The sequence below is a fragment of the Rathayibacter sp. AY1F4 genome, assembly GCF_002931775.1.
Taxonomy (GTDB): domain Bacteria; phylum Actinomycetota; class Actinomycetes; order Actinomycetales; family Microbacteriaceae; genus Rathayibacter.
On record NZ_PSVE01000005.1, the window covers coordinates 36,909 to 53,035 of the forward strand.

The following is a 16,127-nucleotide window of genomic DNA, read 5'->3' on the forward strand; positions in this document are numbered from 1 at the left end:
GTGCTGAAGTTGGTCGTGCTCCTCTCCGGCGGCGGATCGAACCTCCGCGCCCTGCTGGACGCCACCGGCGACGAGGGCTTCCCCGCCCGCATCGTCGCGGTCGGCAGCGACACCGACGCCGAGGGCTTCCGCCACGCCGAGGAGCGCGGAGTCCCCGCCTTCACGGTCGCGCCGCGCGACTTCTCCTCCCGCGACGAGTGGGGCGCCGCCCTGCTCGGGCGCATCCGGGAGTGGGAGCCCGACCTCGTCGTCTGCGCGGGCTTCATGCGCATCCTGCCGCCCGTGGTGGTGGACGCGCTCAGCCCGCGGATGATCAACACGCATCCCGCCCTGCTGCCCCTCTTCCCCGGCGCCCACGCCGTCCGCGACGCCCTCGCCGCCGGCGCGACCGAGACCGGCGTCACCGTGCACGTGATCGACACCGGTGTCGACACGGGACCCGTCATCGCCCAGGAGAGCCTCGCCGTGCTCCCCGGCGAGAGCGAGGACGCGCTGCACGAGCGCATCAAGACCATCGAGCGTCGCCTGCTGGTGCAGACGGTGCTCGACATCGCCCACGGAACCGTCGACCTCGAGGAGCTCGCCCGCGCATGAGCATCACCGCCCACGACCCCAGCAGCTACGACGACCGCGACCGGGTCCCCGTCCGCCGGGCGCTGATCTCGGTCAGCGACAAGACCGGCCTGCTCGAGCTCGGAGCGGCGCTCGCCGCGGCCGGCGTCGAGCTCGTCTCCACCGGCTCGACCGCAGCGACCCTCCGCGGCGCCGGCCACGAGGTCACCGACGTCTCGGCCGTCACCGGGTTCCCGGAGTCGCTCGACGGCCGCGTGAAGACGCTGCACCCGGCCGTGCACGCGGGCATCCTCGCCGATCTGAGGCTCGCCTCGCACCGCGAGCAGCTGGAGCAGCTCGACATCGCCGCGTTCGAGCTGGTCGTGGTGAACCTGTACCCGTTCCGCGAGACCGTCGCCGGCGGCGCCGACGCGGCGACCGTGGTCGAGAACATCGACATCGGGGGCCCGGCCCTCGTCCGCGCCTCCGCGAAGAACCACGCGAACGTCGCGATCGTCGTCGACCCGGCCGACTACTCCGGGATCGCGACCGCCCTCGCCGACGGCGGCACGACGCTCGCCGCGCGCCGCACCCTGGCGGCCCGCGCCTTCGCGCACACCGCCTCCTACGACTCCGCCGTCGCCGCCTGGTTCGCCGGGCAGGAGGCGGCCGAGGGCGTCGAGGGCTCGGTCGAGATCCGCGGGACCCTGCAGCAGGTCCTCCGCTACGGCGAGAACTCGCACCAGAAGGCGGCCCTCTACGTCTCTCCCGACGGCACCGGCATCGCGCAGGCGACACAGCTGCACGGCAAGGAGATGTCCTACAACAACTACGTCGACGCCGACGCCGCCGTCCGCGCGGCGTACGACTTCGTACTGCCCGCCGTCGCGATCATCAAGCACGCGAACCCGTGCGGCATCGCGATCGCGAGCTCGAAGGCGATCGACCCCATCGCCTCCGCCCACCGCCGCGCACACGAGTGCGACCCGGTGTCGGCCTTCGGCGGCGTCATCGCCGCGAACCGGCCCGTCACCCTCGCCATGGCCGAGACGGTGAAGGAGATCTTCACCGAGGTGCTCGTCGCCCCCGGCTTCGAGCCCGAGGCGCTCGAGGTGCTGAAGACCAAGAAGAACCTGCGCCTGCTGCAGCTCCCCGACTTCTACGCCCCCGTCGAGCGCGAGTTCAAGCAGATCTCCGGCGGCCTGCTGCTGCAGGAGCCGGACCGCTTCATCGGCGGCCCCGGCGAGGTCAGCTCCGGCTGGCAGCTCGTCGCCGGCGAGCCCGCCGACGCCGACACGATGCTCGACCTCGAGTTCGCGTGGAAGGCCTGCCGCGCCGTCAAGTCGAACGCGATCCTCCTCGCCAAGGGCGGCGCCTCCGTCGGCGTCGGCATGGGCCAGGTCAACCGCGTCGACTCCTGCCACCTCGCCGTCACCCGCGCCGGCGACCGCGCCCCCGGCTCCGTCGCCGCCTCCGACGCGTTCTTCCCCTTCGCGGACGGCCTCGAGGTGCTCCTCGCCGCCGGCGTGAAGGCCGTCGTCCAGCCCGGCGGCTCCGTCCGCGACGCCGAGGTCATCGACGCGGCCGCCCGCGCCGGCGTCACGATGTACACGACGGGGGAGCGGCACTTCTTCCACTGAGTGACGGGCGCGGAGCGCCCGCCACTCAGGTGCTTGTCTTCCCCGCCGCTCCTTGCGCGGCGGGGCGCGGTCGGCTCGGCGACGGGGTGCGTTCCGTAGAGCGGGTCGCGTCGCCGGTCGCGGGAATCGCTGGGCACGCGATTCCCGCTGAACCGGCTCTGCCTTGGCGTGTTCGTCTTCCCCGCCGCTCCCCGCGCGGCGGGGCGCGGTCGGCTTCGCGACACGGAGCGTTCCGCGGAGCGGGTAGCGTCGCCGACCGCGTGAATCGCTTGGCACGCGATTCCCGCTGAGTCGGCTCTGCCTTGCGGCGGGCGTCTTCCCGGCCGCTGCTCGCGCGGCGGGGCGCGGTCGGCTTCGCGATGTGAGGCGTTACAGGGAGCGGGGGCGTCGTGGATCGCGGGAATCGTTGGGCACGGGACGCCGCTGAAACCGCTCTGCCCTGCGGCGGGCGGCTCTTAGGGGGCTGCTAGGGGATCGACAGGCGGGGCGCGGGCGGGGGCGCGTAGGGTCGCCGGGTGCCTTCCGACTCGACGCCCGCGTCCACTCCCGACACCCCGACCGCCGCTTCCACGATCGCCTCGAACCGGGGCCGCGCGCCCGGGACGGGCCGCCGGATCCTCGTCGCGCTGCTCGCCGCCGCGGCGACCGCGCTCGTGGCGCACCTCGCCAACCTGCTGGCCTTCTTCATCGGCAACCAGCTGCAGCCCGGTTCCATCCCGCAGGTCAACGCCTACTTCCTGCTCTCGAGCGTGCTCGGCTTCGTGGTCGTCCTCGTCCTCGCCGTCGCGGGGATGCTCGGACGCACCTGGAGCGCCGCCCTCGCGGGACTCGTCGCGGGCGTGGTCGGAGCCGTGTTCGGCACGCTGGTCCAGGCCAGCGCCACCGGCGAGGCCGTCACGGGCGCCGTCTGGGCCTCCATTTTCCAGACCTTCGCCGGACTCAACCTCGTCTTCCTGCTCGCGTTCACCGTCTCGGCGGCGAGCGTCGGCCGCACGCTGTGGAACCGCCTCCGCACCACGGGCGCTCCGGCCGCCGTCGTCACCGACCGCCGCATCGCGATCGTCCGGGCCCCGGCCGCCGACCTCTCGGCGGGCGAGCTCACCCATCTCGAGCGCGTCCCCGTCGACCAGCAGCGCGCCCAGCAGCAGTGGGAGGCGTACGTCGACCTGCTCGAGCGGGCCGGCTGGGAGACGGTCGAGGCCGCACCGGCGCCCGGACTCGCCGACTCCGTCTTCCTCGAGGACGCGGTCGTCGTCTTCGGCGACCACGCCGTGATCGCCCGGTCCGGAGCGGAGTCCCGCCGCGGAGAGACGGCGGGCGCCGAGGAGGCCGTCCGCGCCCTCGGCCTGACGGTCGACCGCATCGAGGAGCCGGGCACGCTCGACGGCGGCGACGTCCTCAAGGTGGGATCGACGGTCTACGTCGGCCGCGGAGGCCGGACCGACGCGGCGGGGGTCGCCCAGCTGCGCGCGATCCTCCGCCCCCGCGGGTACGACGTCGTCGCGGTCCCGCTGACGAGGGTGCTGCACCTCAAGAGCGCCGTGACCGCGCTGCCCGACGGCACGGTCATCGGCTGGGAGCCGGTCGTCGACGAGCCGCGCCTGTTCCCCTCCTTCCTGCCGATGCCCGAGGAGCCGGGCGCCCACGTGGTCGTCCTCGACGACGACACCCTCCTGATGGCCGCCTCCGCTCCCCGGAGCGCCGAGCTGCTGCGGAGTCTGGGCTACCGCGTCCTCACCGTGGACGTCTCGGAGTTCGAGAAGCTCGAGGGCTGCGTCACCTGCCTCTCGGTCCGCGTCCGCTGACGGCGGAGGCGGGGGAACCGCCGGATCGCGGCGGCCGCTGGACGGAGCACATAGCCGGGGTATAGCCTTCAAGGCTGCCCGGAGCTCTCCGGCCCGGTGGCACCTCCCGCCTCCCCGCCCACCCGGCAGGGGAGGCTCCGCCCTCGTCGCGAAAGCCCTCCGCCGTGTCCGCTCCCGCCCTCCCGTCTCCCGGCGCCCCCGCGCAGAAGCGCCCGAGCACGCTGCAGACGCTGCTGCGCCTCGTCCCCTTCGTCGGCGACTCCCTGCCCCGGCTGGTCGGCGGCATCGCGGTCGCGCTCGTGGCGAGCCTGGTGTCGCTGGTCATCCCGATCGTCCTGCAGCAGCTCGTCGACGGGCCGCTCGGGGACGGAGCGGCCTCCGCCGGCTCCGGCGACCTCGGGCCGCTGATCGGCCCGGTCGCCGTCATCCTCGTGCTCGGCGTCGTCGAGGCCGGTGCCATCGCGCTGCGCCGCCGGATGGTCCTCACCCCCAGCACGCGGATCGAGGCGCGCATGCGCTCGGCGCTCTACAGCCGCCTGCAGGACCTCCCCGTCTCGTTCCACGACCGCTGGCAGAGCGGGCAGCTCCTGTCGCGGGCGATGAGCGACCTCAGCCTCATCCGCCGCTGGATCGCCTTCGGCTTCGTCCTGCTCGTGGTCAATGCGCTGACGATCGTCGTCGGCTTCGGCGTCCTCGTCTACTGGAACCCGATCCTCGGCGTGCTCTTCGTCGTGTGCTCGATCCCGGTCTGGATCTACGGGTTCGCGTTCGAGAAGCGCTACTCGAGCATCGCGCGCCGCAGCCAGGACCAGGCGGGCGACCTCGCCACGACCGTCGAGCAGTCGGTGCACGGCATCCGCGTCCTCAAGGCCTTCGGCCGCCACCAGCACGCGCTGGAGAACTTCGCCGGCCAGGCCGAGAAGCTCCGCGGCACCGAGATCGACAAGGCCCGTGCCATCGCCGGGATCTGGCTCGTCCTGCTGCTGGTGCCGGACATCGCGTTCGCGCTCTGCCTGCTCGGCGGGGTCTGGCTCGCCGCGGCCGGTCAGCTGAGCGTCGGCGAGCTGTTCGCCTTCTTCGCCACCGCGACCGTGCTGCGCTGGCCGGTCGAGTCGATCGGCTTCCTCCTCTCGATGACCTTCGACACCCGCACGGCGGTCGACCGCTACTTCGAGGTGATGGACAGCCGGAACACCATCACCGACCCGGAGGACCCCGAGACGATCCTCGAGCCGCGCGGCCGGGTGCGCTTCCGCGACGTCCACTTCCGCTACCAGGACGCACCCGAGCGCTACCGCGACCTCCTCGACGGCGTCGACCTCGAGGTCGAGCCGGGCGAGACGATGGCGCTGGTCGGCATCACCGGCTCCGGGAAGACGACGCTCACCGCGCTGCTCCCGCGCCTCTACGACGTGACCGGCGGAGCCATCGAGCTCGACGGCGTCGACATCCGCCGGCTCCGCCGCGACGAGCTGCGCACGCACATCGGCATGGCGTTCGAGGACGCGACGCTCTTCTCCACCAGCGTGCGCGAGAACGTCCTCCTCGGCCGACCCGACGCGACCGAGGAGGAGCTGCTCGAGGCCCTCGAGATCGCGCAGGCCGACTTCGTCCACCGCCTTCCCGAGGGCCTGGACACCAAGGTGGGCGAGGAGGGGATGAGCCTCTCCGGCGGCCAGCGCCAGCGCCTGGCCCTCGCCCGCGCGGTGGCCGCGCGTCCGTCGGTGCTCGTCCTCGACGACCCGCTCTCGGCGCTCGACGTCGACACGGAGGCGCGCGTCGAGGCGGGGCTGCGCCGCGTGCTCGGCGACACCACGGCGATCATCGTCGCCCACCGCCCCTCGACGGTGGCGCTCGCCGATCGCGTGGCACTGATGGAGGAGGGCCGCATCACCGCGGTCGGCACCCACAGCGAGCTGCTCGCGAGCAGCCCGCACTACCGCTTCGTCATCTCGAGCCTCGAGGAGGACGAGCTGACCCGGCCCGCCGGGACCGAGCGCATCGGCTCCCGCCCCACGACGACCCACCAGGAGACGCGATCATGAGCACGCTCGGTTCCTCCGAGGAGCGCGACGACCTCAGCAGAGCGGAGTCGGCGGCTCTGCGTCGGCGCTCGCTGCGGCTGCTCGGGTCCCTGCTGCGGCCGCTCCGGCTGCGGCTGGTGCTCACCGCGGTCGTGGTCGTCGTCGCGACCGCTGCCCAGGTCGCGGGACCGGCGCTGATCGCGGCGGGCATCGACAACGGCCTGCCCGCGGTCCTCTCGGGGAACGCGGTCCCGCTGGCGGTCACCGTCGGCGCCTACATCCTCACCGGGCTCGTCGGCGCGCTCCTGGTCGCCTGGTACACCGTGCTCTCCGCGCGGGTGAGCCAGGCGATCCTGATCGACCTGCGCAAGCGGGTCTTCCTGCACACCCAGAAGCTGAGCCTGGAGTTCCACGAGAACTACACCTCCGGCCGGATCATCTCGCGCCAGACCAGCGATCTCGACTCCATCCGCGAGCTGCTCGACTCCGGCATCAACCAGCTGGTGCAGGGTGCGCTCTACATGGGCTTCGTCGCGATCGCCCTCGTCTCCCTTGACGGCGTGAGCGGCATCGTGCTCGCCTGCGCCCTGGTGCCGCTCGCGCTGCTCACCCGCTGGTTCCAGAAACGGTCGCAGGCGCTGTTCCGCGGCACCCGCGTCGCCTCGTCGCGGCTGATCGTGCAGTTCGTGGAGTCGATGACCGGCATCCGCGCCGTGCAGACCTTCCGCACGCAGAAGCGCAACGAGTCCGTGTTCGGCGGGGTCGTCGAGCAGTACCGGCTCGCCTACAAGCGCGTCTTCGGGGTGTTCGGCACCTTCGACCCCGGGCTCGTGCTGATCGGCAACGTCACCGTCGCCGTGGTGCTGTTCATCGGCGGCGTCCGCGTCCTCGACGGCGGGCTCGAGATCGGCGCGCTGCTGGCGGTCCTGCTCTACACCCGGCGCTTCTTCGACCCGGTGCAGGAGATGGCGATGTTCTACAACTCCTACCAGTCGGCGGCCGCCGCGCTCGAGAAGATCTCGGGCGTGCTGGCCGAGGAGCCGAGCGTCCCGGATCCGGCCCGCCCGGTCGACCTGCGCCAGGCGCGGGGCCGCCTCGGCTTCGAGGGCGTCCGCTTCGCCTACACCGCCGACCGCGAGGTGCTGCCGCGCTTCGACCTCGACATCCCCGCCGGGCAGACCATCGCCCTCGTCGGGTCCACGGGCGCCGGCAAGACGACGCTCGCCAAGCTGATCTCGCGCTTCTACGACCCGAGCGACGGCGTGGTGGCCCTCGACGGCGTGGACCTGCGGCAGCTGCACCCGAAGGACCTGCGGCGCGCGATCGTGATGGTCACCCAGGAGGCGTACCTCTTCTCCGGATCCGTCGCCGACAACATCGCGATCGGGCGGCCGACCGCGTCCTACGACGAGATCGTCCGGGCCGCGCAGGCGGTCGGCGCGCACGAGTTCATCCAGGCGCTGCCGGACGGCTACGACACCGACGTGAACAAGCGCGGCGGTCGCGTCTCGGCCGGTCAGCGCCAGCTGATCTCGTTCGCCCGCGCGTTCCTGGCCGACCCGGCGGTGCTGATCCTGGACGAGGCGACCTCCTCCCTCGACATCCCGAGCGAGCGCCTGGTGCAGCAGGGCCTGCAGACGCTCCTGGCGGACCGCACGGCGGTCATCATCGCGCACCGCCTCTCGACGGTCGCGATCGCCGACCGGGTGCTGGTGATGGAGCACGGCCGCATCGTCGAGGACGGCACCCCGGAGGCGCTCATCGCCGGCAAGGGCCGCTTCGCCACCCTGCACGCGGCCTGGCGGGACTCGCTCGTCTGATCGGCTGCTGCTCGCGACCCACCTCCCGGAGCCGCTCCCGGCTCAGGGGCGCCAGCGGGCGCTGCGCACGTCGACGCGCCAGCCGCCCGGCGTGACGACGAGGGGCGTGCCCTCTCGCTCGTACTCCCGGCGGGCGCGCTCCTCGTGGCCGACCGGGGGCGCTCCTCCCGCGCGGACGACGCGCCACCAGGCGGTGTCGGAGCCGTAACGGGCCATCACCGTACCGACCGCGCGTGCCGCACGAGTGCCGAGGACCGCGGCGATCTCGCCGTAGGCCATCACGCGGCCGGGCGGGATCGAGGCGACCACCTCGAGGACGGCGGAGACGAAGTCGGCCGGCTCCGCTGCCTCCGGCGCCGCGCTCAGAGCGTCAGCGCCCCGATGTTCTCGCCGTACTGCGTCTCGCCGACGACCTCGAAGCCGATCCAGCGGAAGAACTGCTCCGGGCCGTCCTCGCCGGACTCCCAGATCACCGTGAGGGTGTCGAAGCCGCGGGCGCGCGCCTCGTCGGCGGTGGCGCGGACGGCGAAGGTGCCCACGCCGCGGCCCTGCTTCGCCGCGTCGATGTTGATGCGCCAGATGCAGCTGCGGAACTCCTCCGCCGCCTCCGGGTCGAAGTGCGCGTGGATGAAGCCGACCAGCTCGTCGCCGTCCATCACGGCCCGCTGCCAGGAGGCGCCCGGGTCGATCACCGCGGCGGCGGCGGAGTAGGAGACCGGCGCGATGAACTGCTCCTGGCCGGGTTTGAGGCTCAGACCGTTCACGGCGGAGATGTTCGAGGCGGACAGCTCTTCCAGGCGGAGGTCACTCATGCCGTCACTGTACCGGCGGCGCAGGACGGCGGGCATCCTCCTGTCGGGCGACGTGCGCCGGCCCCGGCGCGGACGATCGAGAACTGTCTCGACATCGAGACAGTTCGGGCCTCGGGTAGGCTGGCGGAGGCCATCCGGAGCGGTGCAGAGCCGCCCGTCCCGCACAGGTGCGGGGTCATCGACACCATGGGAGAGCAATGTCCAAGATCAAGGTTGAGGGAACGGTCGTCGAGCTCGACGGCGACGAGATGACGCGCATCATCTGGCAGAAGATCAAGGACACCCTCATCCACCCGTACCTCGACGTGAACCTCGAGTACTACGACCTCGGCATCGAGTACCGCGACGAGACGGACGACCAGGTCACGATCGACGCGGCGCACGCCATCCAGAAGCACGGCGTCGGCGTGAAGTGCGCGACCATCACCCCCGACGAGGCCCGCGTCGAGGAGTTCGGCCTCAAGAAGATGTGGAAGTCGCCCAACGGCACGATCCGCAACATCCTCGGCGGCGTGATCTTCCGCGAGCCGATCATCATCTCGAACATCCCGCGCCTGGTCCCCGGCTGGAACAAGCCGATCATCATCGGCCGCCACGCGTTCGGCGACCAGTACCGCGCCACCGACTTCGTCTTCAAGGGCAAGGGCACGCTGACCGTCGAGTTCACGCCCGAGGACGGCTCCGAGCCGATGAGGTTCGAGGTCTACAAGGCCCCGGACGACGGCATCGCGCAGGTCCAGTACAACCAGGACGCGTCGATCCGCGACTTCGCCCGCTCGTCGCTGAACTACGGCCTCTCGCGCAACTACCCGGTGTACCTCTCCACCAAGAACACGATCCTCAAGGCCTACGACGGCCGCTTCAAGGACATCTTCGAGGAGATCTTCGAGACCGAGTTCAAGGAGCGCTTCGACGCCGCGGGCCTCACCTACGAGCACCGCCTCATCGACGACATGGTCGCCTCGGCCATGAAGTGGGAGGGCGGCTACGTCTGGGCCTGCAAGAACTACGACGGCGACGTCCAGTCCGACACCGTCGCGCAGGGCTTCGGCTCGCTGGGCCTGATGACCTCCGTGCTCTCCACGCCCGACGGCAGCGTCGTCGAGGCGGAGGCGGCGCACGGCACCGTCACGCGCCACTACCGCCAGCACCAGGCCGGCAAGCCCACCTCGACGAACCCGATCGCCTCGATCTACGCCTGGACGCGCGGCCTCGCGCACCGCGGCAAGCTCGACGGCAACCAGGAGCTCATCGACTTCTCGCTCACGCTGGAGGACGTGGTCATCAAGACGGTCGAGTCCGGGAAGATGACGAAGGACCTCGCCCTGCTCGTCGGCCCCGAGCAGGGCTGGCAGACGACCGAGGAGTTCCTCGCGACCCTCGACGAGAACCTGAAGGCCCGCATGTCGGCCTGATTTCCGGCTTCAGCAGACGCGTCCGGCCCGCACGATCCTCGGATCCTGCGGGCCGGACGCGTCTGAGGGCTCGGTGAGACGTGGCCGGGCCGAGCGCCTCAGAGCGCCCGGGCGAGGTCCTCCATCGCGTGGAGCGGATCGGGCCCCGACGGCATCAGCACGACGCTCGACGCACCGGCCTCGTGCAGCAGGCCGATGCGCCGACGAGCGTCCTCGGGGGTGCCCACGACGGCCAGCTGGTCGACCCAGGCGTCGGGCAGGTCGCGGACGAAGGCGGCGCGGTCGGCGCTCTCGGCCCGCAGGCGGGCGAAGTCCCCGGCGAAGGGGAGCGGCTCGATGTGCGGCGCCCAGTCCGGCTCGCCGATCCACTCGAGTCCCGGCCGGACCGCGTCGCGCGCGGCGGCCGCGTCGTCGTCCACGGCGGCCACGTTGTAGGCGACGATCCGCCCGGTGCCGCCGAGGTGGCCGCGGGCCGCCGCGAGGTACTCCGGAGTGACGGGCTCGGCCAGGACGACCCCGTCGGCGATCCGGCCCGCGAGCGCCAGCGACTTCGGTCCACGGACGCCGGCCAGCAGCGGCGGCACGACGGCGGGCGGCGACTCCAGGACGAGGCCGTCCGCGTGCACGTAGCGGCCGGAGCGGTCGGTGCGCTCGCCGGAGAGCAGCGAGCGGATCGCGTCGAACTGCTCCTCGAGCAGGGTGAGCGGGCTGCGCGGCCAGACGCCGAGGCCGCGCATCCAGTGCGGCATCCCGTGCCCGATGCCGGCGTGGACGCGGCCGGGGAACAGTTCGGCGAGAGTGCCGAGCTCCATCGCGGTGAAGGCCGCCGTGCGGACGGCGGCGGGCAGGATGCCGATGCCGACGACGATCCGCTCGGTGGCGGCGAGTACCGCGCCGGCCTGGGCGATGCCGCCGCGGAAGCCGAGGTCCTCGACCACCCAGAGCTCGTCGAAGCCGAGCTCCTCGGCGCGGCGGGCGTAGCCGAGCACCTCGGAGGCGGGGAGATCGCGGGGGAGCAGGACGCCGACAGCGGTATCGGAGGAGGAGGCGCGCATCCGGCCAGCGTAGGGCGTGCGGACACGCGAAGGGCCCGCCCGCACGATCGCGGACGGGCCATCGGTCGTCGTCCTACTCGGCGGCCGCCTCGCCGATCCGCACCTGCTCGGGGCGGGCGGACGAGACGACCTCGATACGGCGGGGACGCGCCTTCTCGCTGACCGGGATGGTCACCGAGAGCACGCCGTCGTCGGAGGACGCGACGATGCGCTCGGTGTCGACGCCCTGGCCGAGGCTCAGCTGGCGGACGAAGGTCGCCGACTGGCGCTCCTGGGTGATCCAGGTGACATCGTCGCCGCCCGCGACGGTGCGCTGGGCGCGGATGGTGAGGAGCTGCCCGTCCACGTCGACGTCGACGGACCCCGGGTCGATGCCGGGGAGGTCGGCGGTGAGGACGTAGTGGTCGCCGTCCCGGTACAGGTCGATCGGCATCCGGCGGGGCCCCTGACCGGAGCCGAGGAGGGCGGTGGTGAGGCGGTCCAGCTCGCGGACGGGGTCGTAGGTGGCAGCCATGAGATCACTCCATTCAGTCGTGCAACGAAGAGTTCCAAGAGTTGAGCCGACCCGGCTCAGCGCGAAGAAATTAGCACTCACAGAGGGAGAGTGCCAACGGATCGGCCCCCTTCAGCGTCAACTTCGTTACCCGTTCGTAATAAAGCTGGGCAATCGAGTTCGTAGGGTCGTTTCAGTGTGGAAACCGATCCGGTTCCCAGCGAATGTGAGTAAGGACATCGATTGCCGATCCACCTGTCCCACCGACCACCCGTCCGCCGCGCTGAGAGGCGCATCCTCGCGGGCCTCGCCGTCCTCGGAGTCGCCGCGACCGCGGCCTTCGCCACCACCGGCGCCAGTGCCGCCCCTCTCGCCGGCAGCGCCTCGCTCGTCGGCGGGCTCTCCGTCGGCCAGAGCTTCGACGACGGCGACTACGTCGTCACCCTCGTCGAGCCCTCCGCGGCCACCTACCAGGGCAGCGATGCCCGCTTCGCCCGCACCGCGCCCGTCGACGGTGCGCAGCTGCAGGCCGCGTCGGCTCCGGTGGAGGACTACTCCGCCCACCTCGAGCAGCGCCAGGAGGACGTCGCCTCCGCGGTCGACGCCGCCATCGGCTACCACTACACCGTCGCCCTCAACGGCTTCTCCGCGACTCTCTCGGGCGAGCAGGCGGGCGAGCTCGCGAGCCGCCGCGACGTCGCCCAGGTCCGCAAGGTCGAGAACCTGAAGGTCGACCGCGCCGCGCAGGCCTCGCCGCTCGCCGCGGCCGCCGCCGACATCCCGGTGCCCGACACCGGACAGCAGCGCTCCACCGACTTCCTCGGCCTCGAGGGCCAGGACGGCGTCTGGCAGAAGCTGGGCGGCATCGACAAGGCGGGCGAGGGCGTCGTCGTCGGCGTCATCGACTCCGGCATCGCGCCCGAGAACCCCTCCTTCGCGGGCGCGCCCCTGGCGACCTCGCCCGGAGCGGCCCCCTACACGGACGGCACCACCACCTCCTTCGTGAAGTCGGACGGCGGCACCTTCGTCGGCTCCTGCTCGCCGGGGCTCCCCGCCTCCGAGCAGTGGGACGGCGACGAGTGCAACCAGAAGCTCATCGGCGCACGCTGGTTCCTCGCGGACGAGGAGGTCGGCTCAACGGACAACCCCGAGTACCGCTCCCCGCGCGACGCCGACGGACACGGCTCGCACACCGCGAGCACGGCAGCCGGCAACAACGGCGTCGAGGCGAGCGTCGACGGCTACGACTACGGGAAGATCTCCGGAGTCGCCCCGGCCGCCAAGGTCGCCGCGTACAAGGTCTGCTGGAACGGACCCGACGAGGGCACCGACGACGACGACTTCTGCTCCGGAGCGGGCATCCTCGCGGCCATCGACGCCGCGACCAAGGACGGCGTCGACGTCATCAACTTCTCGATCGGCGGCGGCTCGGCCACCTCGACCCTGACCGCGATCGACGAGGCGTTCCTCAACGCCGCCGCCGCCGGCGTCTTCGTCGCGGCCTCGGCCGGCAACTCGGGTGCGGGCGCCTCCACGCTCGACCACGCGTCGCCCTGGTACACCACGGTCGCCGCGTCCTCCATCCCGACCTACACCGCGACCGCCACCCTCGGTGACGGCCAGAAGTTCGTCGGCGGATCCATCTCGGTCCACGAGGACGTCACCGGACCGCTGGTGAACAGCGCCGACGTCGTCCGCGCGGGCGCCGAGAACCCCGCCATCTGCGAGACCGGCACCCTCGACCCCGACAAGGTGAAGGGCACGATCGTCGCCTGCACCGCGGGCGTCACCGCGCGCGTCTCCAAGTCGGCCGAGGTCGAGCGGGCCGGCGGCATCGGCATGCTGCTGCTCAACCCGACCCCGAACGCCCTGCACGTCGACGACCACTCGGTCCCGAGCATCCAGATCGACTCGCAGGCCTACCAGGCGATCACGACCTACGCCGGCACCGCCGGTGCGACCGTGACCCTCTCCGAGGGCAACTCGTCCGGAGCCTCCATCCCCGTCCCGCAGGTCGCCGGCTTCTCGTCGCGCGGACCCGCTGAGGCGGACGGCGCCGACGTGCTGAAGCCCGACCTCACGGCGCCCGGCGTCGCGATCCTCGCCGACAGCTTCAACGCCGAGGGCGACGACCCCGCCTTCGCGTTCGAGTCCGGCACCTCGATGTCGTCGCCGCACGTGGCGGGCCTCGGCGCGCTGATCCTCGGCGCGACCCCGAAGGCCTCGCCGTCCGCGGTGAAGTCGGCCATGATGACCTCCGCCTACGACAGCGTCGACCAGTCGGGCGCCGCGTCCGAGGACGTCTTCGCCCAGGGCGCGGGACACGTCGACCCGGCCGCGTTCCTCGATCCCGGACTGCTCTACCAGAGCGGCACGGAGGACTGGATCGCGTTCCTCAAGGGTGCGGGCTACGTCTTCACCTCGAACCCGGTGATCGACCCGATCGCCGCGATCGACCCGTCCGACCTCAACCAGGCCTCGATCGCGATCGGCGCCCTCGCGGGCACGCAGACCGTGACCCGCACGGTCACCTCGACCGGCGCGGGCACCTACACCGCCTCGGTCGACGGCCTCGCCGGGATCGACACCGTCGTCTCGCCCTCGACCCTCTCCTTCACGGGTGCGGGCCAGACGGCCGAGTACACGGTCTCCTTCACCACCGGCTCGGCGGCGCTCAACCAGTTCGCCTCCGGCTACCTGACCTGGGCGAGCGCGGAGCACGACGTCCGCAGCCCGATCGCGGTGCGCCCGGTCCTGCTGGACGCGCCCTACGAGGTCTCCGGGACCGGCTCGACCGGCACCGGCACAGTGACGGTCACGCCCGGCATCACCGGCGCGCTGCCGCTCACCGCGAGCGGTCTCGCCCAGGGCGTTCTCGCCGAGGACGCCACCGCCGCCGACGGCCACTCGGCGACGCTCCCCACGGGGAAGTCGCTCACGACCACCGTCGTGGTGCCGGAGGGCGCCGAGTTCGCCCGCTTCGACCTCGACTCGCTCGACGACGCGGCCGACCTCGACCTCACCGTCACCAGCGAGAGCACCGACAAGGTCTTCACCTCGGCGACCGGCTCGGCCGACGAGCGCGTCGACATCGCCGACCCCGCCCCGGGCGAGTACACGGTCCAGGCCGATGTCTACTCGACCGCTCCGGGATCCTCGACCGTCACGTTCGACTTCCGCAGCTTCGTCATCACTCCGGAGAACGGTCTCGGCTCGCTGAGCACCGACCCCGCCGTGGTCGACGCCGTGCAGGGCGAGCCGATCGCGTACGCGGTCTCCTGGTCGAACCTGGCGGGCCCGGCCCGCTACCTCGGCCGTGTCGCCTACACCGACTCGGGACTCGCGACGCTCGTGAGCGTCGACGTCACCGAGGCGGTCACCCCCACCCCGACGCCGACCGCGACTCCGGAGCCCACGGGCACCCCGGAGCCGACCGCGACGCCGACGGCCGGCCCCACCGCCGGACCGGGGGAGCCCACCTCCACGCCGACCGCCGGACCGGGCGCGCCCGGCCACGGCGCCGGCGGCCTCCCGTCGACGGGCTTCGACGGCGGTCTCCTCGGAGCCGCCGCCCTCGCCCTCCTCGGTGCAGGTGCTGTGATCACCGGCCTCCGACGCCGCGCCCTGGCGCAGCGTGAGGCGGGCGCCGCGGAGTAGTCCTCCGCGACCGCCGCGAACGGCCGTCCCCCTGCTCCTCCCGGAGCGGCGGGGGCGGCCGTTCGCCGTCCCGGTCGGGGGAGGCGGAAACGGTGCGGCTCGTGGTGCGGGCAGGGAGCAGGATCGGCCGGGCTGCGTGGGGGAACGACTCGAGAGGGGAGGCGGGAGCGGGTCGGGGAGAGATCGACGATCAGGCGGGGCGGAGCACCTCCGACTGGGGGCCGGGCGGCGCGATCGGCCCGGGGTCCCGCTGCGGTGGCGCATCCCCGGAGGTGCATCGACGGGAGAGCGCCGTGGCGACCTGCCGCTGCGAGCCGGGACGACGCGTTCGGTCCCGCTCCGAGCGGCGGCGAGCGCACGGGGACCACGGTGCACCCTCGGGGACAGCGGTGGCCGCTCGTGGACAGCGGTGCCCGCTCAGGGACAGCGGTGGACGGCTCCGAGCGAGCGCCCCCTCGGCCTGTGCGGCCGCCGTCCGGATCAGAGGGAGCGGCGACCCGCGATGACGCCGGAGACGACGGCGAGGACGCCGAAGACGATCGCGACGACCGGCTGGCCAAGGTCCAGCCACGCCAGCGCGGCGGCGCCCATCACGAGCAGCTCGATCAGCGAGCGGCCGTAGACGTCGATCGCGAGGACCGCGCGCGGCGACAGGAAGAGCGCCCAGATCAGCGCGGCGACCACCGGAGCGCCGATGCCGAGGACGATGTTCCACGGGAGGTCCCACGACGCGAAGCCCCAGAGGGCGAAGGTCGCCAGCGCGACGAGCTCCAGGAGGAACCGGAGGATCGCGTTCGGGCCGATCCTGATGTCGGTGCCCGCGGTGTCCGCTCCTGCTCGATTCACGCCGACCA

The 16,127-nt window shown here is 72.4% G+C and carries 12 protein-coding genes; 7 read left to right on the forward strand and 5 right to left on the reverse strand.

The window, feature by feature from the left end; all coding sequences use genetic code 11:
* The 5 genes from purN (at position 1) to C5C59_RS04015 (ending at position 7,841) form a co-directional block, all read left to right on the forward strand.
* A complete protein-coding gene (gene purN / locus C5C59_RS03995) occupies positions 1 to 594 on the forward strand; it encodes a phosphoribosylglycinamide formyltransferase (RefSeq protein WP_104224933.1) in 594 nt (197 codons plus the stop codon).
* Positions 591 to 2,192 carry a bifunctional phosphoribosylaminoimidazolecarboxamide formyltransferase/IMP cyclohydrolase gene (gene purH / locus C5C59_RS04000; RefSeq protein ID WP_104238472.1) on the forward strand — a complete coding sequence of 534 codons (1,602 nt, stop codon included), beginning with the start codon at positions 591 to 593 and terminating at the stop codon, positions 2,190 to 2,192. The genes purN and purH overlap by 4 nt, the downstream gene beginning before the upstream one ends.
* 515 nt (positions 2,193 to 2,707) lie before the next feature.
* Positions 2,708 to 3,997, forward strand: a complete 1,290-nt coding sequence (ddaH, locus tag C5C59_RS17690) for a dimethylargininase (RefSeq protein WP_308470714.1) — start codon at positions 2,708 to 2,710, stop codon at positions 3,995 to 3,997.
* A gap of 164 nt (positions 3,998 to 4,161) precedes the next feature.
* Entirely contained in the window at positions 4,162 to 6,042 is a 1,881-nt protein-coding gene (locus tag C5C59_RS04010; protein ID WP_104238473.1) for an ABC transporter ATP-binding protein, read from the forward strand.
* Positions 6,039 to 7,841: an ABC transporter ATP-binding protein gene (locus C5C59_RS04015; protein ID WP_104238474.1), complete on the forward strand. Its 1,803-nt coding sequence runs from the start codon at positions 6,039 to 6,041 to the stop codon at positions 7,839 to 7,841. Before C5C59_RS04010 ends, C5C59_RS04015 begins: the two co-directional genes overlap by 4 nt.
* Before the next feature lie 42 nt (positions 7,842 to 7,883).
* Here C5C59_RS04015 and C5C59_RS04020 read toward each other — a convergent pair whose 3' ends face one another.
* Positions 7,884 to 8,207, reverse strand: coding sequence for an MGMT family protein (locus C5C59_RS04020; RefSeq protein ID WP_104238475.1), 324 nt, complete (start codon positions 8,205 to 8,207; stop codon positions 7,884 to 7,886).
* Positions 8,204 to 8,653, reverse strand: coding sequence for a GNAT family N-acetyltransferase (locus tag C5C59_RS04025; RefSeq protein ID WP_104224946.1), 450 nt, complete (start codon positions 8,651 to 8,653; stop codon positions 8,204 to 8,206). The genes C5C59_RS04020 and C5C59_RS04025 overlap by 4 nt, the downstream gene beginning before the upstream one ends.
* Before the next feature lie 197 nt (positions 8,654 to 8,850).
* On the opposite strand from C5C59_RS04025, the gene C5C59_RS04030 reads away from it, so the two are divergent.
* Positions 8,851 to 10,068, forward strand: coding sequence for an NADP-dependent isocitrate dehydrogenase (locus C5C59_RS04030; protein ID WP_104224939.1), 1,218 nt, complete (start codon positions 8,851 to 8,853; stop codon positions 10,066 to 10,068).
* Positions 10,069 to 10,166: 98 nt separating this feature from the next.
* Here C5C59_RS04030 and C5C59_RS04035 read toward each other — a convergent pair whose 3' ends face one another.
* Together C5C59_RS04035 and C5C59_RS04040 are read right to left on the reverse strand one after the other, a co-directional pair.
* Positions 10,167 to 11,123: an LLM class flavin-dependent oxidoreductase gene (locus tag C5C59_RS04035; RefSeq protein WP_104238476.1), complete on the reverse strand. Its 957-nt coding sequence runs from the start codon at positions 11,121 to 11,123 to the stop codon at positions 10,167 to 10,169.
* 73 nt (positions 11,124 to 11,196) lie between these two features.
* Complete coding sequence (locus tag C5C59_RS04040; RefSeq protein ID WP_104238477.1) at positions 11,197 to 11,637, reverse strand: Hsp20/alpha crystallin family protein; 441 nt, start codon at positions 11,635 to 11,637, stop codon at positions 11,197 to 11,199.
* A 222-nt stretch (positions 11,638 to 11,859) separates the two neighbouring features.
* Here C5C59_RS04040 and C5C59_RS04045 point away from each other — a divergent pair, with 222 nt between their 5' ends.
* Positions 11,860 to 15,273 carry a S8 family serine peptidase gene (locus C5C59_RS04045; RefSeq protein WP_104238478.1) on the forward strand — a complete coding sequence of 1,138 codons (3,414 nt, stop codon included), beginning with the start codon at positions 11,860 to 11,862 and terminating at the stop codon, positions 15,271 to 15,273.
* 480 nt (positions 15,274 to 15,753) lie between these two features.
* Here C5C59_RS04045 and C5C59_RS04050 read toward each other — a convergent pair whose 3' ends face one another.
* Positions 15,754 to 16,119 (reverse strand): YrdB family protein, encoded by a 366-nt coding sequence (locus C5C59_RS04050; protein WP_104276971.1) that lies wholly within the window; start codon positions 16,117 to 16,119, stop codon positions 15,754 to 15,756.
* Positions 16,120 to 16,127: the final 8 nt, after the last annotated feature.